Genomic DNA, 23,930 nt, shown 5'->3' with positions numbered 1-23,930 from the left:
TGCTGCATGGTTGAAGAGAAGAAAAAGGGCGTCCTGGATTGGTATTTCAAGACCAACCTGCTGGCGCGTATTCTGATCGGCCTGATTTTGGGCGCGATTGTCGGCATTATTCTGGGCTTTTTTCCATCATCAGTAAAGCCCTTTGTCGACAACTCAAAGTTCTTTGGGGATCTCTTTATCAGGCTGCTCAAAATGATTGTGGTCCCGGTGGTTTTGTTCTCACTGGTCGCGGGCGCAGCGAGCATTGCTCCGTCGAGGCTGGGCAGGGTCGGTGTGAAAATACTGGTGTACTATTTGCTGACGAGCGCGTTTGCGGTGCTCATCGGCCTCATATTCGCCAATATTTTCCAGCCAGGGGCAGGATTCAACGTGGTAGGCGACGCAGCTATCAAGGGCAAGGAAGCAACTGCACCTACACTGGTGCAGATCTTGCTCAATATCGTGCCGACCAATCCCTTCGAGTCGCTGATGAAGGGTGATGTCTTGCCGATCATTTTCTTTGCGGTTGTCTTCGGGATCGGGCTTTCTTACATCAAGGATTCTAAGCAGCAAGCGCTTGCCAAATCGGGCACAGTGCTGCTCGATGGGGTGAATGCAGCTGCCGAGACGATGTACAAGGTCGTGCGCGGCATCATGCAATATGCGCCTATCGGTGTGTTCGTGCTCATTGCCCAAGTATTTGCCCAGCAGGGGCCAAAAGCGATCGGGCCATTGCTCATGGTAACGCTTGCAGTGTATGTCGCGCTTATTGTGCACCTTGTAGTGACATATGGCGGACTTCTGTCTGTCTACAAACTCGGATTCTGGAAATTCCTCAAGGGCGCGAATGAGGCGATGATCACGGCTTTCGTGAGCCGTTCGTCGAGTGCCACGCTGCCGGTGACCATGCGCTGCAGCGAAGAGAATCTCGGCATTCCGCGCTCGATCAGCTCGTTCACCCTGCCGCTCGGGGCGACCATCAATATGGATGGTACTGCAATCTACCTCGGCGTATGCGCGATGTTCATCGGTTTTGCAACCAACCAGCCGCTTACCATCAATCAGCAGCTCACAGTTATCATCACCGCGACCCTGGCGAGCATCGGCACGGCAGGCGTACCTGGAGCGGGTGCAATTATGCTCCTTATGGTGCTCGAGTCGATTGGACTCAAGGTAACCGAAGGTTCGGCGGTCGCTGCGGCGTATGCCATGATTCTCGGTATCGATGCGCTCCTGGATATGGGCCGCACAAGTCTGAACGTGACTGGCGATATGGTAGGCTCGGCAATCGTGGCGAAGACAGAAAAAGAACTCGATATGGCAAAGTGGAAATGATGAGACAACCTTTGCAAACTGCATAAAAATGCGGCGCCCTCGAATGGGCGCCGCTTTTTGTCAATATATGGATTTTTAGGGCAAGTTCGGGCCGAGCTCGGGATGGGTTCAGGGCAGGGCGGACTCTGCAGTGCAGATTCACGGAAAAATGGAGCCAGGCTTCAATTGCGCTGCGTTCAGCCCGCCGAGGCGCGTGCCTTCTTTCACCGCATCGTGAATAGAGCCTCCGCGCTCAAGTATGCGGGCAAGCCCTGCGCCGAATGCATCGCCCGAACCGATGGGATTGCGCACGTTGACCGGGTTGACGGGCTGTTCACAGAGCTGGCGGCCGTCCCAGTACAGTGTGGACTTTGCGCCGCGCGTGACGACTAGATACGTGCCGAACCTTTCATAGAACTTGCGGCCTGTTTCGGCAACGAGCCTGCGTGCGGTTGTCTCTTCGCGCACTTCGTCATAGGGTATGCCAAGTGTCTGGGCGAGTTCCTCAAGATTCGGTTTTACACATAGGGGGTGGAATTCAAGGCATTCGAGCAGATCCTGTTTCTTGATATCGAGGTAGAGGCGAGCGCCTGCTTTAGAAGCAATTTCAGCGAGCCGGGCCATGGTGCCGGGCACTATGCCTGTTGCTACCGTTCCAGACAGCAGCACCGCGCTCGTTTTCTGAACAAGCTCCGAAAAACGGGCAATGATCGCTTCACTGGTTCCCGGAGCAACAGGGTGCGATTCTTCTACAAGTTCAGTTGCATGCCCTTCCGATTCTTCGATAAGCGTCGTGCAGAAGCGGATGGGTGCGTCGGACTCGACCCATTCGATTGGAATTTGGTCCTCGGCGCACATGGAGAGAAACCAGTCGCGGTTCGGGCCGCCTAACTGAGTCAGGTGTACTGCGCGCTCGCCGAGCTGGGTGAAAATGCGCGTGGGGATTATCCCTTTGCCGGCTACATCGATGCGCCACTGCGCGGTGCGGTTGACTTCGCCTGCATGGATCTTGCTGAACACAAGCGTCTTTTGAATGGTAGGGTTGAGGCAGACACAGAGAAAACTGGGCTCACGAGGGCCAGCTGAGCTATGGCCGTCTTGAATCTGGCTGTTTTGATTGTGGCTCTCTTGATTTTGGTTGTCTTGATTCTGGCCGCCAGCCTCTATGCTGGTTCGCGAAATGTTTGAATTTTGAAGCATGTGACGAATATATCATGAAAGGAAAGCAAAAAAAAGCAGAAAGAGCCGCTGCCCGGCAAGCGAGACCGGGCCGCAAGACCAGGAAACAAGACCGGGCCGCTCCTTTTTAAATGCTCTCTGTTTTATTACATAATAATTCAAATATACTTGCATAAAATCGCAAGAAATTGTATTCTTCATGCATGAAGATTCATTCTTCCTTGCTTCGCATCCTCATGTTCCCCAAGGCCCGCCTCCGTCGACGTCCAGAATAACGGAGTGGGGCAGACAGGCACATTTTGCGCATGCAAATCTGCCGTTCTCGCTTTGCAGCAAGAGCGCGCCAGGAGCGCGACCGACTATAATTCACATATCTATTCAAAGGAGAAGGAAATACATGAAAAAGAAGATTGTTCTTGCATATTCCGGCGGACTCGATACCACTGTGATCGTTCCATGGCTCAAGGAAAACTATGACTGCGAGGTGATCGCGGTCTGCGGCGATGTCGGTCAGGAAGCAGATTTCGACGCTATTGGAAAGCGCGCCATCGCATCTGGCGCATCGAAGTTTATCAAGCTGGACCAGAAAGAAGAGTTTGTAAAGGAATATCTCTGGGCGCTCGTCAAGGCAGGCACGCCGTACGAGAAGAAATATTTGCTTGGCACAAGCGCGGCGCGGCCTTTGCTCGCGAAGGGGCTTGCGGAGGTGGCGCTTGCTGAGGGAGCCGATGCTGTTGCGCATGGTTGCACAGGCAAAGGCAATGATCAGGTGCGATTCGAGCTCGGCGTCAAGGCTTTTGCTCCCGAAATGGAAGTGATCGCTCCCTGGAGAATCTGGGATATCCAGAGCCGCGAAGAAGAAATTGCCTACCTTGAAGCGCGGGGCATCCCTGTACCGATGAAAAAATCTGACTCCTACAGCCGCGACGACAACCTCTGGCATATCAGCCATGAAGGGCTCGACCTCGAAGACCCAGCGAATGAGCCGCACTTCGAAGGCATGCTCAAAATGTGCGTGACGCCGGAAAAGGCGCCGGATAAGCCTGAGTACGTGACCATTGGTTTCCAGAATGGCGTGCCGGTTTCGGTGAACGGCGAAAAGCTCGACCCGGTTTCCATAGTGAGCAAGCTCAACAAGATCGGCGGAGCAAACGGCATCGGCATCGCAGACATGGTGGAAAATCGCGTTGTCGGCATGAAATCCCGCGGCGTGTACGAGACCCCGGGCGGTACGATTATCATGGAAGCGCACGACAGGCTGGAAATGCTCTGCCTCGACAAAAAGACACTTTCATTCAAAATGACGGTGGCTCAGCGCTTCGCCGAGATTCTCTACGAAGGCGAGTGGTTCAGCCCGCTGTGCAAGGCGCTCTGTGCATTTGTCGATTCAACACAGAGCACAGTGACAGGGCAAGTAACGCTCAAGCTATACAAGGGCAACATCATATTCGCTGGAGCGACCTCGCCATATTCGCTCTACGATGCGAGCCTTGCCAGCTTCACAACGGGCCCCTTGTTCTCGCATAAAGATTCTACGGGCTTTATCAACCTGTTCGGGCTTCCCACGAAAGTGCGCGCGCGGCTCAATGAGCGTATCAAAAAGGACGGGCTCGCGGCGGGGCCGGATGTCGTCAAGCCGGGCAGCTCGGGGTATACTGCTCCTGCAGGGGATTGAGAAAGAATGGCGACATTGTGGCAGGTTGGAGGTGGCGAGGGCCTCGATCCGGCAGTTGACAGGTTCCTTTCGAGCCTGGCGGTCGACGCGCGCCTCGTGTTCGAGGATATCGAATGCTCGCAGGCGCACGCGATTATGCTGGGAGAGCAGGGAATTATTCCGCAGGTCGATGCATCCGCTCTTGTCGATGAACTGGCAAAAATCCGTAAGGATCTGCAAAGCGGAGCGCTGGCTGTGGATCAGAGCGCCGAGGATGTGCACAGCTTTCTCGAAGCAGAGCTCACACGAAGGCTTGGCGACATCGGAAAGAGTATCCATGCTGGGCGCAGCCGCAACGACCAGGTTGCCGCGGCATTCAAACTGCATGTGCGCAATGCTTGCCGCCAGACGCGCGCTCGTGTCCTCGATGCGATTTCTGCCTGTCTCTATGTGGCCGAACGAAATATCGAGACACTCATGCCGGGGTACACCCACTTGCAGCGAGCCCAGCATGTTACGCTTGCGCATCATGTACTTGCCTGGTGCGCAGCGCTGGAACGCGATGCCGACCGCTTTGCAGACGCTGCAACGCGGGCAAATGAAAGTCCGCTTGGCGCCGGCGCACTTGCAGGAAGCGGGCTTTCGGTCGACAGGGAGAGGACGGCGGAGCTCATTGGCTTTTCGCGCGTTTCGATGAATACGATGGATGCGGTTGCCGACCGCGACGCCGCAATCGAATATGCTGCGAGCGCGGCGACACTTATGATGCACCTTTCGCGCGCGTGCGAAGATATTGTGCTGTGGGCTTCTTCGGAATATAGCTTTGTGAAGATCTCGCCGCGCGCGAGCACTGGCTCGAGCATTATGCCACAAAAGCGCAACCCCGATCCCGCAGAGCTCATCCGCGGCAAGGCGGGCAGGGTGTTCGGGAACCTCCAGGCCCTCCTTGTAATGGAAAAAGGCCTGCCCTACGCCTACAACCGTGATCTTCAAGAAGACAAGGCGCTGTTTTTCGAAATAGAAGAGACCATTAATGGCGCGCTCGAGGCGTTCAAGGTTCTTGTGCAGAGCATTGAGCCTGATGCCGGGCGAATGCGCGCAGCGCTCGACGAAGGCTACCTTGAAGCAACGGATGTGGCGGAATTCCTTGTCAAGGCGGGAGTGCCTTTCAGAACTGCATATCAGGCGGCGAAATTGCTCGTTCAGCGCTGTGTAGATGAACAAAAAAGCCTGCGCGCGATTACGCAGGCTGACCTGGCTGTGCATGAGGCTTTCGAGAAAGCGGGAGCAAACGCGGCCGAGCTTGCAGAATATCTCGAGCCGCAAGCTTGCGTGGCGAGAAGGATGCAGACCGGTGGGCCTGCCCCCTTGCGCACGCGCGAGCAGATCGATCGCCTGCGCGCCTGGCTACACCTGGCTACACGATGAGAAGACGCTATAGGTCGGGCTGGCAGACTGCGCGGCCGCTAATCAAGCGGTTGCGCGCGTCTTGCGGCGCTTGCTAGAGCGCGAGCCGGTAAATCGCTTCGATATCCTTCGAGCGCAAGGGCACAAAGTGCCCCACCGTATGCGCATCGTCATCGGTGCATTTGCGCGCCATTTCAGCAATGCGCGAATCGTCGATGCCGATCTCGCTAAGGCGCACTTTCTGGCCGATACTTCTCCAGAATACCTCAAGACGGGCGATTCCTTCGCGGGCCACGCGCTCAGGATCGAAATAGTTGTCTTCGACTCCCCAGACACGCACCGCATACTGCGCAAAGCGCGCAACATCATGCTTGAGCGTGTATTTCATCCAGGCGGGGGTGACGATGGCGAGCCCAGCGCCGTGCGCGATATCGTAAATTGCGCTTAGTTCGTGTTCGATGTCATGCGAGGCCCAATCGCCTACGCGCCCTGTGTTCAATAGCTCGTTGTGCGCGACCGTGCCTGCCCACATGAGCTCTGCCCAGTCGTCATAGGAAGTCGGGTTTGCGAGGACGCGCGGCGCAGCGGCGATGACCGTGCGGAGCGTGGCTTCGATCAACCTGTCGGTGAATTCGACGGGCTTCGAGTTGGTGAAGTATCGTTCCATGAGGTGGCACATGATGTCGGTGACACCATTGGCAATCTGGGCGGGTGGGAGGGTGAAGGCGCGCTCGGGGTTGAGAATCGAGAAACGTGGGAAAATGCAGTCGGCATTGACAGCGCGCTTGAGCAGGCCTTCTTCTTTGGTGATGACAGAGCCAGGGCTGGCTTCGCTGCCTGCTGCGGGGATGGTGAGCACGGTTCCCACAGGAAGTGCTTTAGTGGGAAATGCTTTCCCTGTATAAAAATCCCACACATCGCCTTCGTAGACTGTGCCAATTGCAATGGCTTTCGCGGAATCGATGGCACTGCCGCCACCGACAGCGAGGATAAGGTCGACGCTGTTCTTGCGGCACAGTTCGATGCCTTTATAAACCAGGCTGAGGCGTGGATTCGGCTGGACACCGCCGAGCTCGAAATAGGAAATTCCCGCTTCGGTCAGAGCTTTTCGTATAGCAGGAAGAAGCCCTGTACGCTCGGCACTGCCGCCGCCGAAATGCAGAAGCACTCGCTTTCCATACTGTGCAGCGATGCGCCCAACCTCGGCCTCATAGCGTTTCCCAAAATAAATCGTTGTGGGATTGTGAAATACAAATTCATCCATGGGTTTCCTCCTTTTAGGCATGAGTATTAATAATGCTCGGCGCTGGATTTTTTCCCGCGCCAAAGCACTGCATTGAATCTCCGGCGCGTTCGCGGACAAACAGAAATTCATCGGCGGCCGCCATAAAGCACTCCATCAAATCTCAGGCGCGTTCGCGAGCAGGTAATCTTCGGCTTCCTTACACCACAGCCCCTGATGCCTCGCGGTAATCTCCGCCAGCGCTGCATAGAAGGGCTCGGTCTTTCCGCGCTCGGCAAAATCAGCGATTGCCACAAGGTCAAGCTTTTTATGCGTGTAGATAAGTTTCTTGCCGCCCGGAATCTTGTCCAGATTGATCGTGGTCTCGGCGACGGCATTGAGGCCTCCCACATGCGTGATCATGGCTTCGGGGCGCAAAAGTCCTTGTGCCATGAGCGCAAGCGACTCGCGGATATCGTCGGTGTTGCCGCCTGAGGTCCCCACGAGGTGGTGCGACTCATAGTGGACATTGTAGAAATTTAACATCGCCGAGAAGTTCGGGTCGGTAGGGCCAGCAAAGAAATTGAGGCAGCCATCGTTTGCAAGGAGTTTGTCCGCCATCTCCACAAGGCTGCGTACCGGCGCAAACACAAATACATCATCGAAGAGCTTGCCGCCATTGAGTTCGCGAAGCGCAGCCACAGGGTCGGCCATGTCTTTTGTGTTGATATAGATAAGCTCGATTCCCTTCTGGCGGGCCGACTCGACGGTGATAAGCGTCTGCGCGCGGTCGAGGCGCGCCTGGTCTATGTCGGTGACTACTATGCGCGCAGGCTTTCTTCCTCCGTGAATCGCATAATCGATCGCCCCAAGACCCATCGGCCCGACCGATGCCAGCAAAGCAAGAGAGCCGCCTTCGCGGATGCCCATTTCGTGCACATAGGAGCCCGGTTTGGTGTGGTATTGCGCATGGTAGGCGCCGATAATGCAGGAGACTGGCTCCGAGAGCGAGCCCATGAAGAACGCGTCGGCTTTGTACTCGAGAAGGCAGTCCATCTCCATTACTTCGTTGGGGATGATGATGTAGGTGGCATCGCCGCCTATATATTGATAGGAATATCCGGGCGCCCAGAGCGTTCCTTTATAATTGAGCGCAGGCTGAATGGCAAATGGCATGCCAGGTTTGAATTTATGCGCCCATTTCTTTCCCACTTCGACGATTTCTCCGCAGAATTCGTGGCCGATGATGACGGGGTTCTGCGCAAGGGGCGCCCGCACGCGTTTGTGCTTGTCGCCTTGCATGGCAAGCTTGTGGGACGACATGCAGATCGAGTCGCTGACGACACGCGCAAGGATTTCGTCGTCTTTAATCGGGGGTAGGTCGAACTCTTCGAGCCTCAGATCATTGACGCCGTATAATCTCACCGCTTTGGTTTTCATACATTTACCTCCTGGGGTCTGACCCCTTTTCTTAAATTTTTTGCATGCGCGCGTGCCAGGCATTCCGGTAAGCGCCTAAAGTCTCTGAAGGCAGCATCGGGGCGACGAGCGCCTTTTCGATGTGAATAAATCTCGTCAATTCCTTCGGGTCGATATGGTTGAGTGCCGCAAGCGCTGTCATCGCTGTACCGAAACTTGTGGCTTCCTTGAGGTCGGTAAGATAGATGGAATTTTCGGGGAAGGCAGAGGCGAGGAGCCTGTTGTAATCGCTGTTGTTGCGGAAGCCGCCTTCGGTCAGAATTTCCGCGCCTTCTGCGAGCCCTGTCCGTTGGAGCGCGACCTCAGTCTGAAGCACAATCGAAAGGTTGAGCACCGCCTGCCCGATGCGCGGCTCCTTCAGGAACACCGGTACATCCCGGCCCTGTTCGATCTCTGATAAAAGGAAAACCTTGCCATTTTCCACCGCGCGCGCAATGGAGCCGGGGAATTGCCCTGAACCCGGGACGATTTCGGGCAGAATGAAATAGCGCTGCTCCTTGAGCACGCGCTGGTAATCCTCCTGAGTGGGGGCGGGCAGATCCTTCGAAGCATGACCCTGCAGGGAAGCGATGATCTGTATCCATGCTTCGTACTCTTTTCCGCCCAGGAAAATTGCAGTTTTGATGGGTGTATTCCAGGCGGATCTATTGAAAAACACGACTTTGCCAAGCTCATCGGGCTCGAAGCCGTATTTTTCGACAGGATGCATGAGGACACACCATGTCCCTGTGGAATTCAGGACGAAATCGCGCCCGGCTGCGCTTGCGAGGTGCGGCAGAATCGAAGCGTTGGAATCGTGGATTCCGAGTGTGACGATGGTATCGGGCGGAAGACCGGTTTGCTGAGCAATTTCGGGTTTGATGGTTCCGAGGACTTCCCATGCCTGTCCGATGGGCAGGGACAATTTATCACGGATGCCGAGCGCGTCGGCAACACTTGAATATGTACCGCGCTCCCAATCGAAAAGGAAGGTATGGCAGCCAATATAGGTGCCTTCGGCAGATGGTTTGCCGGTGAGCCGCATGCCCCAGTACTGAGGATAGGACAGAACCCATCGCGCCGAGGTGAATTTGCGCGGATATCTCTCGTTCAGAAAAAAGAGCCCCTTGGCAGGATTTATGAGTGCGGAAAAATCCGGAGTTCCGGTAGTCGCTTGGAGCATTTTTCGCTCGCCGGCAAGTGCAAAGAAGCGTTCGTGAAAGTCCTGGCTCGGCTCATGCGTATAGTAAATGCAAGGAGCGACAGGGTTGCCTTCGCTGTCGGTGCAGACAAATGTCGCGCCGTGCGTACTCACCGCAATCGCCTTGATGTGGAAGCGCTGCGAGTATTCCCTCAGCGTGGACAGAAACCAGCGTTCCATCGCTGCAAGATCGTGCGTTTCGAGCCCATCGAGCATGAGGGGCGCAAATACGCGCTTTTTTTCGTCCAGCAAGGCAAGTTCGGTCGAATAGAGCACGACTTTTTTGTTTGTCATCCCGATATCAAGGACTGCAATTGCATCGGTCATAGCGACTCCTTCAGTTCAGCATCACCTGGCCGCCAGTCACAGGCAGAGCCTGTCCTGTTTCATATACTTGCTCAACAAGATAGTAAATCGCTTTCAGCACATCAGGTCCATAACAGCCGCGCCCCATAGGTACTTTCGATTCATAGAAAGCGCGGACATCCTCGATTGTCCTCGCGCCGGGCACCTTGCCTGAATTGAGGTACTGGACAAAAAGCCCTCGCTGAGGATCCGACCAGAGCGGCCCATCGAAAAAGTTTCCGGGACAGATCGCATTCACCTTGATGCGATACTCAACAAGCTCAAGTGCAAAACTCTGTACAAGTCCGATGCTGCCGAATTTCGAGCCGGCATACGCGCTGTTTTTGTTCGAGCCTTGAAGACCCGATTTGGAATTGATCTGGATGATATCGGTGAACCAGTCTGGAGCTCCCAGCCACTGCAGGCGTAAAAGCCGTGCTGCATGCTGGGCGATATTGAAAAAACCGACATAGTTGACCTCGTTGACGAGGCGGAATTCCTGGACAGGCTGAGTGAGCAAAGAACCAGCCTTGAGAATGCCTGCATTCGAAATAACGAGATCGAGCCCGCCTGTGGTCAGGGCGATTATCTCGAACGCACGCTGAACAGAGGCTTCGCTGCTCACATCGATATCGATCGCGAAGGCAGAAGGTGTGCCTGTCTCGGACGAAAGCGTCTGTGCGAAGGATTGCGCGGCTGGAAGGTTAATATCGGCAATCCAGACGACAGCTCCCGAATGCGCGAGACCTCGAGCAATTTCAGCGCCGAAGCCTTGCGCTCCGCCTGTTACAAGAGCAATTTTGCCCCTTACCACTGAAGCTCTCGAAGCGCTCGAAAGAAGCGAAGCATCGCCGGGCGACTGGACCATCATCTGATATCGGCGGTCCAGGGGTTCGAGCGGCACAAGGTCTAGCAGTGCAATGGATGCGCCTGCCGCGCCCATAATATCGAGGCACACATCGCCGATACGAAGCTGCCGTCGAATGGCTTGGGCTTGGGGCTGCGTGAGCGAGTGCTGCAAAGCTTGTGCCAGCTCGGCATCCTCGATTTCGCTCTGGGGCAGAATGCCATCAAGGACAAGGCGAATGTGCTCTTCGGCGCGCTCTTCGGGGCGCCTATCGATAGGCCCATCGGCGCTCTCATTTGTGCGCTCGCCGGGGCAGGCAAAGCTCTCCGGACGCGTTTTCACCATGCAGGAAAACGATGCGCGCGAGAGCATAAGGCCGCGCACAATCGGGGCTATTGCCGAAGGAGTCACTTTAATTTTCATAGGAACTTCTCCTTGAGAAGCGAGTTTGTAATTCTTTCCAGGGAATAAGGATCAGCAAAGTCGATTTCCCTGCCTGCCTTTGAATATAATGAAATTCTTTCTTTAATGGGGAGGCGCGCAAACGGATTGTCGTTTGCAAAGAAGGCGAAGCGCCGGTCGATCGAGCTGAGCGCTTCGTGGGCGACCATGGCCCATGTCGCATCGTCGAGATGGCGGAATTCAGGCTCCAGAAGCTCCGGGCATCTGAAGGATTGGCGGGGCTGATTGATATCGACTCCTGAAATTTCCATAAAATCATATTGCGCGCAGAGTTTCTGCAGGCGCGAAAGCTGGGCTTTGGTATTGCGCGGGGGCATATACGTGATGGCAGGGAAGCCGAGCTCCTTGAGGGCCGGCATGAGCTCATCCAGCACTTCGTCCTCGAATTTTTCGGCTTTTTTGTCGCCGGTGGGAGACTCTGCGACATCGCCGAGGTACGCGTAGGCAGCGATTGCGCCGATGCGCCTGGCGAGGGCGATGGCATCGCGGACATCGACGCATTCTTCGTCTGGTTGAATGAAAATGCGGTCGAGAAAGCCGGCTTTGAGAGATCCCAGAAGGTCGTACATGATAAAGGGATTTTCGGGGTCGGACAGCAGGCGCCGCTGGGATGCGCTGAGCGCAAGGCCTAGTTTTGCCTCGAGCCAATCGACAAGAGCAGGGCCAGGCTGCATGGCCGAGAGCATAGAGCGCGAGACTGCAGCAAGAAGGTGGCGCTCTGTGATCGTGCCACCTTCTGCGAATTTGGATCTGTCTACGATGTCGTTTTTGAAATTGATTGATGGCAGGCCGAACGAGGAGAGCAGGGCATTGGCGCGTTCGACCATGCGCTCGGTGCGCGCATAGCGGGCGCTCCGGACAGGCTCGAGAAAAGCCTCGACCTCAGCGCGCGCAGAGGCTGGTACGCCCTGAATTGTCATGTAGATGATACCTGCCGAGTCGGGATTGTTGAGTTTTCGCTCGGTGAGGAGGCGCGCGGTTGCTTCGGGGAACTCGTGAGCAGCGGCTTTGAGGGACACTCGCAGTTCAAAACCTGTGACGACGCCAAGGTCGAGCATGGCACAAGCGGCGCGCATTTCGCCCGCGGCCGCGTACGAGTCGTGGTCTACGGAACCCGCCACGTCGAGGCCGGCCCTGCGCGCCGCGAGCGCTGCCCCCGCAGGCGTGTACGGACTAAAGCTGTAACACGTATGGATGTGGTTGTTGGATTCGCCCGAGCGCGCAGGCGGGCGCCGCGCTGGCCCTGTCTGCAGCCTGAGCCCCATTGCCCTTGCGATCGCCGAAAGCGCCTCAAGGCGCTCTCCTGGCGACCTGGCAGGGTCCGCGATGATAGACTCGGCAATTTTGATATCAATCCTAGGATAATCTGGCTGCACAGCAAGTCTCCTTTTAAAAAACGGGGTCTGACCCCTTTTTTAACTTTTTTGACTTTATACGCCAGCCCTGTAGCGTCGTGCGATATCCTGCGCGGTTTGTACGCTTGAAGGCGTGTGGCCTGGAAGGGGCAGCACTCGCTCGTGCACCGTGTCAACAATCCATTGTGGCTGGGGGAAATAAATGCTTTCCATTTCGGCGGCGGGCGTAATCCAGTTTCGCGAGCCGACGACCGCAACGGGCGCATCGAGCCAGTCGAAAGCCAGGGTCTGCACATTCGACGCAATGGTATGCAGGAAGGAGCCGCGCTCGACCGCGTCGGATGCAAGTACAAGCCTGCCGGTCTTCCGCACGCTCTCGATGAGCGGCTCGTAGTCGAAGGGGGCGAGGAAGCGCAGATCCATGACTTCCGTGGAGATGCCGTACTTTTCCTCAAGAATTCGGGCCGCTTCGAGGGCACGATAGAGTGTCGCGCCGTAGGTCGCGATCGTAAGATCCTTTCCGGGCTTTCTGACGGCGGGCTTGCCCTCCAGCAGCTCGTAATACCCCTGCGGAACGCCGTCTTTCTCGAACTGTTCGCCGATATCGTACAGAAGCTGGCTTTCGAGGAACACGACCGGATCGGTGCCGCTTAGGGCCAGGTGCATCATGCCCTTGGCATCGTAGGGAGTCGCCGGGAAGTACACCTTGAGTCCGGGAATGTGCGCGACCAGCGCCGACCAGTCCTGGCTGTGCTGTGCGCCGTACTTGTTGCCGATGGATACGCGGATGACAAGTGGCATTTTGAGCACGCCTGCCGACATGGCTTGCCATTTGGAAGCCTGGTTGAAAATTTCGTCGCCTGCGCGGCCAAGAAAATCGCAGTACATGAGTTCGACGACCGCCCGCCCTCCGGAAAGCGCGTAGCCCACGCCTGAACCAACAATGGCGCCTTCGGAAATCGAACTGTTGAAAAGTCGTGGATATGGCAGCGCTTCGGTGAGCCCGCGGTAGACGGCAAAGGCCCCTCCCCAGTCGCGATTTTCTTCGCCCCAGGCAGCGAGGGTGGGGTCGGCTTTGAAATGATAGAGGAGCGCTTCGAAAATGCCGTCGCGGAACTGGTAGACTTTGTTTTTTGGCAGAGCCTTGCCGTCCGCATCGAAGGCATAGCGGGCGCGGCGGGCTATCGCTTGCACGCGCGGGTTGTCCTCGCCTGCCTGCAGCACCTCAGGCTCGCGGTCTTCGAGTTTCAGGATTTTTTTGTTGGAATACATGACCGATTCGATGAATTTGCCATCGGCGCGGGGGCAGGCCGATTCGTTGGTCGCTAGCTTTACTGCTTCGAAGATTGTGCTATGGATTTCGTTGCGCATGGCGGCGAGGTCGGACTCGCTGATTATGCTGTGCTTGAGGAGATACTGCGATAACTCTGCAATGGAGTCGTTTTTCTGCCATTCTTCGATTTCTTCTTTGGTGCGGTAGCTCGACGCGTCGCTGGGAGAGTGGCCGGAAATTCGATACGTGATGGTATCGAGGAGCACCGGACCCTTGCCTTCGAGGAGGATTTTCTTTTTTCTGAGAACGGCATCCGCAACCGCAAGGGGATCGAGGCCGTCGACACGCTCGGCATGCATTGCCTCGGGATTGACGCCTGCGCCGGCACGCGCGAGCACGCCGAATCCCATTGTTTCGCCATAGGTCTGGCCGCCCATTCCATAGAAATTGTTGAAGAAATTGAAGAGGATAGGAGGCGCGCCGCCTGCTGATTCAGGCCAGAGCGTCCGGTACTGGTCCATCGAAGCCATCATCATAGCTTCCCACACAGGGCCGCAGCCCATCGACGCGTCGCCGATGTTTGCAATGACAATGCCGGGTTTTTTGTTGATGCGTTTGAAGAGGGCCGAGCCGAGGGCGATATCGGCCGAGCCACCGACTATTGCGTTATTTGGCATTGATCCGAACGGCGTGAAGAAGGCATGCATCGAGCCGCCCATGCCGCGATTGAATCCGGCTTTGCGCGCAAAAATCTCCGCAAGGGTGCCGAACACGATAAAATTGCGCGCGAGCGAAAATGTATCAGAGTGCGGCATTCGCTTTGCAAACTCAAGTGTTTCACCATCTAGCCACGATGTCATAACGGATTGGAGGCGTGGTTCGTCGAGTTTGCGCGCTGCTGAGAGGCACTTGGAAAGAATCTCGCCGTGGCTGCGGTGCGAGCCAAAAATGAAATCTTCGGGATCGAGGGCTGCCGCCTGGCCGACAACCGCCGCTTCCTGACCGATCGAAAGGTGGGCAGGCCCTTTATGGTTGTATTCGATGCCTTCCCACGCACCCATCGTCTTGAGCGAGTTGAGCATCGTTTCGAATTCGCGCACGATGATCATGTCGTGGAGTATTGCGCGCAAGCCTTCGTTGCCGAAACGGGCGCGCTCGGCATCGATGTTGCGCGTGTATTGATTGAGGGGGATTTCGGGAATCTTCAATGTTCCGCTTTTGCGGACTTGACTTGGTTCAATAGGCAATGATTTTGGCATATTCTAACTCCTTATATTACGAGTAATTGGCAATTATTTGTGCGCACTCCATGCGGCTTCGCGTATCACTTCTGATACTGTCGGATGCGGGAAGACCATATTTTGCAAGGCCGACAAGGGCAGCCTGCGTTCAAGGGCAAGCGCTAGGCCCCAGATATGTTCAGATGCATAGGGGCCCAGAAGGTGAATCCCTAGAAGTCTTTGGCTGTCCTTTTCCATAATGATTTTAATGGAGCCCGGTGCGCTGAATCCATTTTCTGCGATAAAGCGGCCAGAAACTCCGTAAGGCGAGCGAATGACTTCAATTTCGTAGCCTTTGGCCTTTGCTTCGCTTTCGGTGTAGCCGACGCCTGCCGCCTCCGGCATGGAGTAAAGCGCCCAGGGCACGGTCTCGGGTACAAATATCTGCGGGCCGTGCTGTCCAGTGCGGCGGGCGAGGATATCGGCGACTGCGACTTCCGCCATGCGATACGCGGCGTGAGCAAGCTGGCTTTTGCCAGTAACATCGCCGATAGCCCAGACACCGGGCAGATTGGTGCGCATGTGCTCGTCTGTTGCGATGCTGCGATTCTTGATCTCGAGGCCGGCTTCCTGTGCGCCCCAGCCTTCGATATTCGCTTTGCGCCCGACCGACATGAGCACGATGTCGGCTTCTACGGAGCCCTGCTCGCCAGTTTTAGTCTGGTATTCAACCTTGTTCCCGTTAACCGCAGTTACTTTGGTACTGCGCAAAAAGGTAACCTGCTTGAGCGCATTTCTCAGCATCATAGCCATCTGTGGGTCCATTACGGGAACGATTTCGTCCATCATTTCGATGACGGTTACCCTGGAACCGAGAGCCGAAAAAAGGCTTGCAAATTCGACGCCGATGACGCCGCCGCCGATGATGCAGAGCTTCTGTGGAATTTCCGATAGTGAAAGCAGGCCGGTCGAATCTTTGATGGCGGGGTTGCCCGCAGTGCCCGGAATAGGTGGCAGAATGGGCGAGGAGCCTGTTGCGATGATGATTTGGTCGGCTTCGAGCTGCAGGGGGCCGGTCGGCGCAAGGTCTGCCGACGCAAGGTTTGCCGATGCAGTGCCTGCCGGTTCGGAGAGCGCTTTCTGGTTTTTTGTCTCGGGCCGGACTTCGATTGTCTTGGCGCCTGTGAGCATGCCTGAACCGCGGACAATCTCGACTCCCGCTTTCTTGAGGGTGAGCTCGAGGGAGCGGCGCAGGCGGGTGACGACTTCATTCTTCCATTCGAGTGTACGCTGCCAGTTTACGCGAACTCCCTCGGTTTCGATGCCGAATGGTGAGCTCTCTTTCGCATGGGTATAGAGCTTTGCGCTGTTGAGAAGGGTTTTGGTCGGGATACAGCCGATATTGAGGCAGGTCCCGCCGATATCGCCTTTTTCGATGAGCGCGACGCGCAGATGGGCTTCAGCAAGGCGTTCAGCTGCTAGGTAGCCTCCGGGGCCGCCGCCTAGTATCGCAACATCATAATGAGCCATATATCTATCTCCTAAAATGACATAAATAGAAAATCAATGTCAGTGATGACCTCGGCCAGCCTTGCAAGGAATCGCGCGGCGTACGCGCCATCGATCACTTGATGATCCGCGGTGAGTGACAGCCCGATGCGCATGCGGGTTTCGATGCCTTTTTCTTTCTGGATGAGCGCAGGACGGATTGCGCACACCCCGAGAATCGCTGTCTCCGGCGCATTGATAACGGGCGCAAATTGCTCGATGCCATAGGCGCCGAGGTTGGTCACGGTGAAGGTTGAGCCTGAAAGCGAGTCGGGGTCGATGGTCCCGTTCTGGCAAGCTTGGGCAAGACGCTTTACTTCTTTGGAAAGCGCGCTGAGAGAGAGCGCTTGTGCATTGCGGACCACCGGTACCATAAGGCCCTTTGGCGTATCCACCGCGACTCCAAGATGAATCGGCTTGTAGAGTTTGAGTGTCCCTTCTTCAAGATGCGCATTGAATTCCGGGAACTCTGGCAGAACTTTGATCACCGCAGCGAGCACAAGGTCGCCTATGGTTATGCCCGAAAGCTCGGGATTTTTTTGTGCTTTGAGCCGCGCGCGAAGGGCAAGGAGGCGCTCTGCATCGGCAGAACTGTGTTCGGTGTACTGAGCCGTGGTTTGGATGGATTCGCGCATACGGTTTGCGATGCGCTTGCGGATGCCGATAAGAGAGATGGTCTCATATTCCTGGGCGGGCTGCGTTGGGGATTGGCCTGCAGGTGCGGGCTGCGCCGCAGGCTGCGCTGCGGTTGCAGGTTGCGCCTCCTGGGCCGCCGCCTGAGTTGTCTGGCTGGCTATGCCATCGGCGGCTTTTGGCTCGGCAAACGACGCCGCAATCACATCGCGCTCGATAATCCTTCCTTGCGGACCACTCCCTAGTGGAATTGCTTCGATATCGACACCAAGCTGGAACATGGCCTGCCGGGCGCGCGGGCTTGCATGCTTTTCGGCTGCAGCAGGCTCCGCGGTCGAGGCAGAATGATCAGCCAAAGAAGGCTGAGCAGGCCGGGCTGTCTGGGCGGCGGGCTCTGATTCGGAACTTTTCTTTTCTGGCATTGGTTCACCTATTGGCTCACCCGGAGCGCCGATGACCGCAATCGGCTCGAGCACGGGCACATCGTCGCCTTCTTTGTGCAGAAGCGCGAGCACCGTGCCTTCGAGCCCTGCGGGTACATCCATAGTCGCCTTGTCGGTTTCAATTTCGCAGAGCACTGTGTCCGCTTTGACAGCATCCCCCGGTTTGACTTTCCATGACAGAATCACACTCGATTCTACTGTATTGCCGAGCTTCGGCATAATGATCGTCGTAGCCATTTTTCCTTCCTTTAATTTATGCGAGCAGGATTTCGAGACCTTCGGCCTGGAGCGCCTGCACCGCTTCTTGTGACAAGCCTGCATCAGTGATGATTCCATGTACTGCCTGAAGCGGCAGCACGCTCACAAATCCTATTTTGTCGAATTTCGATGAATCAGCGATAAGCCACGTGATTTCCGCCCGCTTGCTCATCGCGCGCACAATTTCAGCGCCTTCTGTGAGCTGTGTTGTCATGCCTCTTGCGAGGGAAAATCCGTCCGTGCCTACGAATGCGAGTCGAGCATTGAAACTGCCAAGGCTTTGCACTGCGACAGGTCCCACAAGGGATTCCGTTTCGCGCCGGAAGGATCCGCCGGTAAGGATGAGATTGATCTGGGGATTTACCCGCGCATACGAAAAGGCAAGCATCGAATTCGTCACAATCTGCACATCCTGTTTCCCCACGAGGTACCGGGTGATGAGCGCTGTCGTAGTCCCTGCCTCGATCATGATTCTGTCGCCGTCATGAACGAGCTCGGCTGCTTTCCTCGCGATTTTCTGCTTTTCTGCAACGTGCAGCTTCTGGCGTTCGATTATATTGCGGTGTATGGCAGGGATAGCTCCTCCACGTGAGCGCAGGAGATATCCTTTCTCTTCAAGAGCGGAGAGGTCTCCCCGTATTGTGACTTCCGATACGCCGAGAATGCTGGAAAACTCGGATACTGAAAGGTAACTGCGATCTGCAAGCAGCTCTAGGATAGCTCTTTCGCGATCACTGAGATCGTACAGCATGGCCCCCTCCGAAAAGCTTTTCTGAAGCTTTCTAATCTCCTTCGAAACAGCTTCGGAATGCTTTTTAACAATATACCATTGTGCATACGATTATGCAAGATATGTTCTTTTAAAATTCATGTAATCGTTTGCATTTTTGCTATTGACAGAATCCGGAACTGCATTGAAAATATATCAGTCGAATGTAAACGTATACATGAAAGCGAGGCGAGAGCAGTGGCGGAACCTATTATCGTCGTCAGGAACCTGAGCAAGGCCTTCCCTGGCGTGCAAGCGCTGAAGGATGTGCAATTCGACCTCTACCCTGGTGAAGTGCATACGCTTGTGGGAGAAAACGGCGCCGGAAAATCGACGCTTATGAAGATTCTCTCAGGAGTCTACCAGCGCGATACAGGTGAAATTCTCATCAACGGCAAGCCTGCTGAGATCCATAATCCGCGCGCAGCGCAAAAACTCGGCATTTCCATCATCCACCAAGAACTCAACCTCATGAACCATCTCACTGCCGCGCAGAATATCTATATCGGGCGAGAGCCTCGCAAGCCCGGCGGCTTTGTGCTCGACGAAAAAGCACTGAATGCGCAAGCCAGAAAGCTTTTTGAGACGCTCCGCATGGATTTCGATCCCCGAGTAAAGGTAGGAGAGCTCACAATCGCCAAGCAGCAGATGGTTGAAATTGTAAAAGCGCTGTCATTCAATGCGCGTGTGCTCATCATGGACGAGCCCACCGCGGCGCTCAACGAGACAGAAGTGGAAGAGCTGTTTGATATCATTCGGCATTTGCGTTCCCAGGGTGTTGGCATCATTTACATTTCTCATAGGATGGATGAGCTGTTCCGCATCTCGGACCGGATTACTGTGCTGCGAGACGGCCAGTACATGGGCACCTTCCGTGCTTCGGAGACAAATCTCGATCAGATCATTCCTTTGATGGTTGGCAGAAAAATCGACGAGACTGCGCGGCGCATCCCCGAAGGCAAGCTTGGCGAGGTTGTTCTTGAGGTACGCAACCTGAATCGCGGGCGCTTGGTGCGAAATGTAAGTTTCAATGTCCGGAAAGGCGAAATTCTCGGTTTTGCGGGGCTTATGGGCGCAGGGCGCACAGAAACTGCGCGGGCAGTATTCGGTGCTGATCCTATTGATTCAGGAGAGATCATAGTCAAAGGAAAGAAGGTGGTAATCCGCCATCCGCGCGATGCGGTGCGCCATGGAATCGGCTATCTTTCTGAGGACAGAAAACGCTATGGACTCGCTGTTGGAATGGACGTGCTCGACAATATCTGCATGACTGATTTGCCTACCTTTATGAATGCGATGGGGGTGTTAAGGCCGAAGAAGATGCAGGCGGCAGCGGAAAAACAGGTGGAAACACTCTCGATCAAAACGCCGAGCTTGATGCAGAAGGTCAAATTTCTGTCAGGCGGCAACCAGCAGAAAGTTGTTGTCGCAAAATGGCTTGTCAAAAACTGCGATGTGCTGTTTTTTGACGAACCTACGCGCGGAATCGATGTCGGAGCGAAGCAGGAAATATATTTGCTGCTCAACAAGCTTGCTTCGCTGGGCAAGGCGGTGGTCATGATTTCATCCGAGTTGCCTGAAATTTTGCGGATGAGCGACAGGATTATTGTCATGTGCGAAGGCCGCATTACAGGCGAGCTCGATGGCGCACGCGCTACGGAAGAAGAGATAATGAAACTCGCAACGCAGCGAGAAACAATGGTAAAGACTGCATAATTCCAGTTTGAGTTGAAGGGAAGGAACAACCATGGCGGACAAATCGAACGGCACTCCTGCTATTGCTTCAATTGCAAAAATCACGGCAGGAACCAAGGGCGCTGCAGCGCGTCAGAAAATCCTGGCCTTTTCGAGCCTCGTGCTTCTCATTATCGCATTTTCCTTGCTCTCTCCGAACTTTTTCCAGCCGTATAACCTTATTGCGATCATGCTGGCAACAGCGGTCAACGGCGTGCTGGCCATTGGCGTAACCTTCGTCATCATCACGGGCGGCATCGATCTGTCAGTCGGCACCATGATGACATTTACCGCTGTGATGGCCGCACAGACGGTAGCTGTGTGGAATCTGCCCGTTATATTGGGCGTTCTCATGGCACTGTTTGTCGGAACAATCTGCGGGCTGGCTTCCGGCGTCATGATAGCGAAATTCAAATTGCCGCCTTTTATTGCAACGCTCGGCATGAGCATGCTCACCAAGGGGCTTTCCCTCATCATTGCGAAATCGAAACCGATTTATTTCACCAATGCTCCATCCTTTGCAAAAATATCGATGGGCTCGCTCTTTCCGTTCATGAAGGATTTCCAGATTCCCAATGCGGTCATAATCCTCTTTGGGCTTGCAATCCTTGCCAGCTTCGTTCTCAACAGCACTATTTTCGGCCGCTATACTTTTGCAATCGGTTCGAATGAGGAAGCGGTGCGCCTATCCGGTATCAATACCGATCGCTGGAAAATCGCGGTCTATGCGGTGAATGGCTTGATATGCGGTATCGCCGGCATTCTGATTGCGTCGCGGCTCAATTCAGCCCAGCCGGCGCTGGGGCAGGGCTATGAGCTTGACGCAATCGCAGCGGCGGTTATCGGCGGCACATCGCTGTCAGGCGGCGAAGGCACCATTCTTGGCACAATCATCGGTGCATTCATTATGAGCACGTTGACGAATGGCCTTAGAATTCTGTCGGTACCGCAGGAATGGCAGATAGTGACAACGGGCATCATCATCATCTTTGCGGTGTACGTGGATATGCTCCGCAAGCGGCGGTAATTGCTATGCGCGTGTAGCTCCTTCACGGGGCATGCGCAATACATACGGGAAATCCCGCTTCCGTACGGAAGCGGAAAGTATAAGGAGGAGAAACGCCATGAAGAAACGCACGGTTATTCTCGCACTTGCACTGATGCTGGTCGCGGCTGCTTCGCTTGCTGCCCAGACCTACTACATTCCTCTCATCTCGAAAGGATTCCAGCACCAGTTCTGGCAGGCGGTCAAAGAGGGAGCTCTTAAGGCCGCAAAAGACTTCAATGTGAATATCACATTTGAAGGCCCCGAATCCGAGGCGATGGTCGATAAGCAGATCGATATGCTCGCCGCAGCGCTCGCCAAAAAACCGAATGCCCTAGGTTTTGCGGCTCTGGACAGCAAGGCAGCGATACCATATCTGCAGCAAGCCAAGGCAGCGAGTATTCCTGTTATCGCATTCGACTCAGGCGTCGACAGCGATATTCCGCTCACTACCTGCGCGACAGACAACGTTGCCGCAGCAGCGTATGCAGCAGACAAAATGGCTGAACTCATCGGCGGCGCCGGTGAAGTAGCAGTCATTGTGCACGATCAGACAAGCCGCACCGGCATCGACCGCAGGGATGGCTTTGTGAACCGCATCAAATCGAAATATCCCAAGATCACCATAGTCAGCGTGCAGTATGGCGCCGGCGACCACCTCAAGTCGACCGACCTTGCCAAGGCTATCATCCAGGCGCACCCGAACCTCAAAGGATTCTTTGGGGCGAACGAAGGCTCTGCCATCGGCGTGCTCAATGGTGTGAAGGAAATGGGCAAGATCGGCAAGATCGTCGTCATCGGATACGATTCGGGCGCCCAGCAGATTGCGGCAATCCGCTCAGGCGAGATGGCAGGTGCCATCACCCAGAACCCGGTCGGCATCGGTTACAAGACCGTCGAATATGCAGTCAAAGCTCTCAAGGGCGAGAAATTCCCGAAATTCATCGATACCGGCTTCTATTGGTATGACAAGACCAATATCGATGACCCGAAGATCAAGGCGGTACTCTACCAGTAATTCAGCAAAAGAGCGGTAAATCAGTGAGAGCGGGCGCTTTGCCCGCTCTCTTTCGGAATGGCGTGTACTTGCGTGCAGGCATGAGGAGCTATTAATAGGCGCGTCTGAATAGATGAGCCAGAAGGGAGCGAGGATGATAGTTGCATGCGGCGAAAGCTTGATCGACATGGTACCGGCTGAACATGGCTCGAAACTGTTCGAGGCGTGCCCGGGCGGCTGTCCGTATAACAGTGCGATTGCAGCAGCGCGCCTTGGTGCGCCGACATGGTTTTTGGGAAAAACATCCCGCGATTTTCTGGGCGATACGATTGTCTCCAAGCTGGTGGATTCAGGCGTGGATGTCTCTCTGCTCGCGCGCAGCGATCAAGCGGTAACGCTTGCTTTTGTCGAGCGTGATCAAGCCGGCAATGCAAAATATGCGTTTTATTCCGCAGATGCGGCCGACCGCTTTTTTCTGCCATCGGATATTCCCGCAAAGCTGCCGGACAGCGCTGTTTTTCTGCTTGTCGGCTCAATCTCGCTCGTACAGGAGCCTTCGTGCTCGACGATTCTTGCATTGATCGAGCGGGAGCACGAGCGGAAACTTATAAGCTTCGATCCGAATGTCAGACCCAATCTTATTTCTTCAAAATCGGAATATCGTGCGCGCTTTGAATGGATATGCCAGCGAAGCGCGATTGTAAAAGCGAGCGATTCCGATCTCGAGTGGCTGTACGAATGTCCTGCCAATGAGGCGGCGAATAAAGTGCTGGGATTGGGGCCGGAGCTTGTGGCGTTGACGAGGGGCGAACATGGCTCGCTCGCTTTGACCAAACATGTGCGCATCGAATTGCCAGCAGCCAAAGTAGCGGTTGTGGATACTATTGGTGCTGGCGACAGCTTCCATGCGGGTTTGCTCGCCGCTCTTGGCTGGCTGAAAGTGCGAGATCGCAAAGATCTAGCTTCGCTGAGCGAACAAAATCTTAGCGCAGCTCTCAGGCTTGCAACATCGGTTGCAGCACTCGATTGCACCAAGCGCGGTGCTGAACCGCCAACGCTGCATGAGCTTGCAGTATTCGATCCGGAAGCGGTTCTTATTGCTCCCGGAATAGTTCCGCAATTCAATGCAAAGGAGCGCATATGTTAATCGGTATTAAGCCTTGTATTTCAGCAGAATTGCTCTCGGTGCTGTATCGTATGGGGCATGGCGACGAGATAGTCCTTGCTGATGCGTTTTTTGGTGGCGATGCGCTGAATGCGCGCGTCATACGGGCCGACGGGATTCGCATTCCAGACTTGCTCGATGGCATTTTGAGACTCATCAACCTTGACTCCTATGTGGAAGCCCCGGTCATTATGATGCAGCCTTCTGTGGGTGATGTACTCGATTCGGAAGTCGAGCGCCGCTATCGCGAAGTAATCGACCGCTACTGGCCAGATACGCCGCCCATTGCGCGCCTCGAGCGTTTTGCATTCTATGAAAGGACAAAGAAAGCCTTTGCTGTTGTCATGACTGGCGAAACGGTAAAGTACGCCAACATAATTCTCAAAAAAGGCGTGCCGCCTGTGTCTGACTGACGTTTTCCG

The 23,930-nt window shown here is 55.2% G+C and carries 18 protein-coding genes; 8 read left to right on the top strand and 10 right to left on the bottom strand.

The features are described from left to right. Positions 1-6 precede the first annotated feature (6 nt). Positions 7-1,314: a dicarboxylate/amino acid:cation symporter gene (locus GAP13_RS01370; RefSeq protein ID WP_158905403.1), complete on the top strand. Its 1,308-nt coding sequence runs from the start codon at positions 7-9 to the stop codon at positions 1,312-1,314. Between the two features lie 138 nt (positions 1,315-1,452). Here the strand turns inward: GAP13_RS01370 and GAP13_RS01365 are convergent, their stop codons facing one another. Next, positions 1,453-2,493, bottom strand: coding sequence for a 1-phosphofructokinase family hexose kinase (locus tag GAP13_RS01365; protein WP_158905401.1), 1,041 nt, complete (start codon positions 2,491-2,493; stop codon positions 1,453-1,455). A 376-nt stretch (positions 2,494-2,869) separates the two neighbouring features. On the opposite strand from GAP13_RS01365, the gene GAP13_RS01360 reads away from it, so the two are divergent. Together GAP13_RS01360 and argH are read left to right on the top strand one after the other, a co-directional pair. Next, positions 2,870-4,147: an argininosuccinate synthase gene (locus GAP13_RS01360; protein ID WP_158905399.1), complete on the top strand. Its 1,278-nt coding sequence runs from the start codon at positions 2,870-2,872 to the stop codon at positions 4,145-4,147. A 6-nt stretch (positions 4,148-4,153) separates the two neighbouring features. Then, positions 4,154-5,554 carry an argininosuccinate lyase gene (gene argH, locus GAP13_RS01355; RefSeq protein WP_158905397.1) on the top strand — a complete coding sequence of 467 codons (1,401 nt, stop codon included), beginning with the start codon at positions 4,154-4,156 and terminating at the stop codon, positions 5,552-5,554. A 73-nt stretch (positions 5,555-5,627) separates the two neighbouring features. On the opposite strand, the gene GAP13_RS01350 is transcribed toward argH, so the two are convergent. The 9 genes from GAP13_RS01350 to GAP13_RS01310 all read right to left on the bottom strand — a co-directional run bounded on the left by GAP13_RS01350 (position 5,628) and on the right by GAP13_RS01310 (position 18,549). Beyond that, positions 5,628-6,797 carry an iron-containing alcohol dehydrogenase gene (locus GAP13_RS01350; protein WP_158905395.1) on the bottom strand — a complete coding sequence of 390 codons (1,170 nt, stop codon included), beginning with the start codon at positions 6,795-6,797 and terminating at the stop codon, positions 5,628-5,630. A gap of 135 nt (positions 6,798-6,932) precedes the next feature. Further along, positions 6,933-8,195 carry a zinc-binding dehydrogenase gene (locus GAP13_RS01345; RefSeq protein ID WP_158905393.1) on the bottom strand — a complete coding sequence of 421 codons (1,263 nt, stop codon included), beginning with the start codon at positions 8,193-8,195 and terminating at the stop codon, positions 6,933-6,935. A gap of 31 nt (positions 8,196-8,226) precedes the next feature. Beyond that, entirely contained in the window at positions 8,227-9,741 is a 1,515-nt protein-coding gene (locus GAP13_RS01340; protein WP_158905391.1) for an FGGY-family carbohydrate kinase, read from the bottom strand. Between the two features lie 10 nt (positions 9,742-9,751). Then, complete coding sequence (locus GAP13_RS01335) at positions 9,752-11,029, bottom strand: SDR family NAD(P)-dependent oxidoreductase (protein ID WP_241864261.1); 1,278 nt, start codon at positions 11,027-11,029, stop codon at positions 9,752-9,754. Beyond that, a complete protein-coding gene (locus tag GAP13_RS01330; protein ID WP_241864260.1) occupies positions 11,026-12,444 on the bottom strand; it encodes a PHP domain-containing protein in 1,419 nt (472 codons plus the stop codon). The genes GAP13_RS01335 and GAP13_RS01330 overlap by 4 nt, the downstream gene beginning before the upstream one ends. 54 nt (positions 12,445-12,498) lie before the next feature. Beyond that, positions 12,499-14,955: an alpha-ketoacid dehydrogenase subunit alpha/beta gene (locus GAP13_RS01325; protein ID WP_158905389.1), complete on the bottom strand. Its 2,457-nt coding sequence runs from the start codon at positions 14,953-14,955 to the stop codon at positions 12,499-12,501. 33 nt (positions 14,956-14,988) lie between these two features. Continuing rightward, positions 14,989-16,446: a dihydrolipoyl dehydrogenase gene (gene lpdA, locus GAP13_RS01320; protein ID WP_158905387.1), complete on the bottom strand. Its 1,458-nt coding sequence runs from the start codon at positions 16,444-16,446 to the stop codon at positions 14,989-14,991. An 11-nt stretch (positions 16,447-16,457) separates the two neighbouring features. Further along, the gene (locus GAP13_RS01315; RefSeq protein WP_158905385.1) at positions 16,458-17,777 is read right to left on the bottom strand and encodes a dihydrolipoamide acetyltransferase family protein; all 1,320 of its coding nucleotides are present in this window, start codon (positions 17,775-17,777) and stop codon (positions 16,458-16,460) included. 16 nt (positions 17,778-17,793) lie between these two features. After that, positions 17,794-18,549, bottom strand: a complete 756-nt coding sequence (locus tag GAP13_RS01310) for a DeoR/GlpR family DNA-binding transcription regulator (protein ID WP_158905383.1) — start codon at positions 18,547-18,549, stop codon at positions 17,794-17,796. A 216-nt stretch (positions 18,550-18,765) separates the two neighbouring features. On the opposite strand from GAP13_RS01310, the gene GAP13_RS01305 reads away from it, so the two are divergent. The 5 genes from GAP13_RS01305 to fucU all read left to right on the top strand — a co-directional run bounded on the left by GAP13_RS01305 (position 18,766) and on the right by fucU (position 23,921). Beyond that, positions 18,766-20,283 carry a sugar ABC transporter ATP-binding protein gene (locus GAP13_RS01305; RefSeq protein ID WP_222126115.1) on the top strand — a complete coding sequence of 506 codons (1,518 nt, stop codon included), beginning with the start codon at positions 18,766-18,768 and terminating at the stop codon, positions 20,281-20,283. A 31-nt stretch (positions 20,284-20,314) separates the two neighbouring features. Then, positions 20,315-21,328, top strand: coding sequence for an ABC transporter permease (locus GAP13_RS01300; protein ID WP_158905379.1), 1,014 nt, complete (start codon positions 20,315-20,317; stop codon positions 21,326-21,328). A 97-nt stretch (positions 21,329-21,425) separates the two neighbouring features. Continuing rightward, positions 21,426-22,364, top strand: a complete 939-nt coding sequence (locus GAP13_RS01295; RefSeq protein ID WP_158905377.1) for an ABC transporter substrate-binding protein — start codon at positions 21,426-21,428, stop codon at positions 22,362-22,364. 133 nt (positions 22,365-22,497) lie between these two features. Beyond that, the gene (locus tag GAP13_RS01290; protein WP_158905375.1) at positions 22,498-23,490 is read left to right on the top strand and encodes a carbohydrate kinase family protein; all 993 of its coding nucleotides are present in this window, start codon (positions 22,498-22,500) and stop codon (positions 23,488-23,490) included. Then, positions 23,484-23,921, top strand: a complete 438-nt coding sequence (gene fucU, locus GAP13_RS01285) for an L-fucose mutarotase (RefSeq protein ID WP_158905373.1) — start codon at positions 23,484-23,486, stop codon at positions 23,919-23,921. Before GAP13_RS01290 ends, fucU begins: the two co-directional genes overlap by 7 nt. Positions 23,922-23,930 lie beyond the last annotated feature (9 nt).

The sequence above is a fragment of the Rectinema subterraneum genome, assembly GCA_009768935.1.
GTDB lineage: Bacteria > Spirochaetota > Spirochaetia > Treponematales > Rectinemataceae > Rectinema > Rectinema subterraneum.
This window is presented reverse-complemented; position numbering and strand designations above follow the sequence as displayed.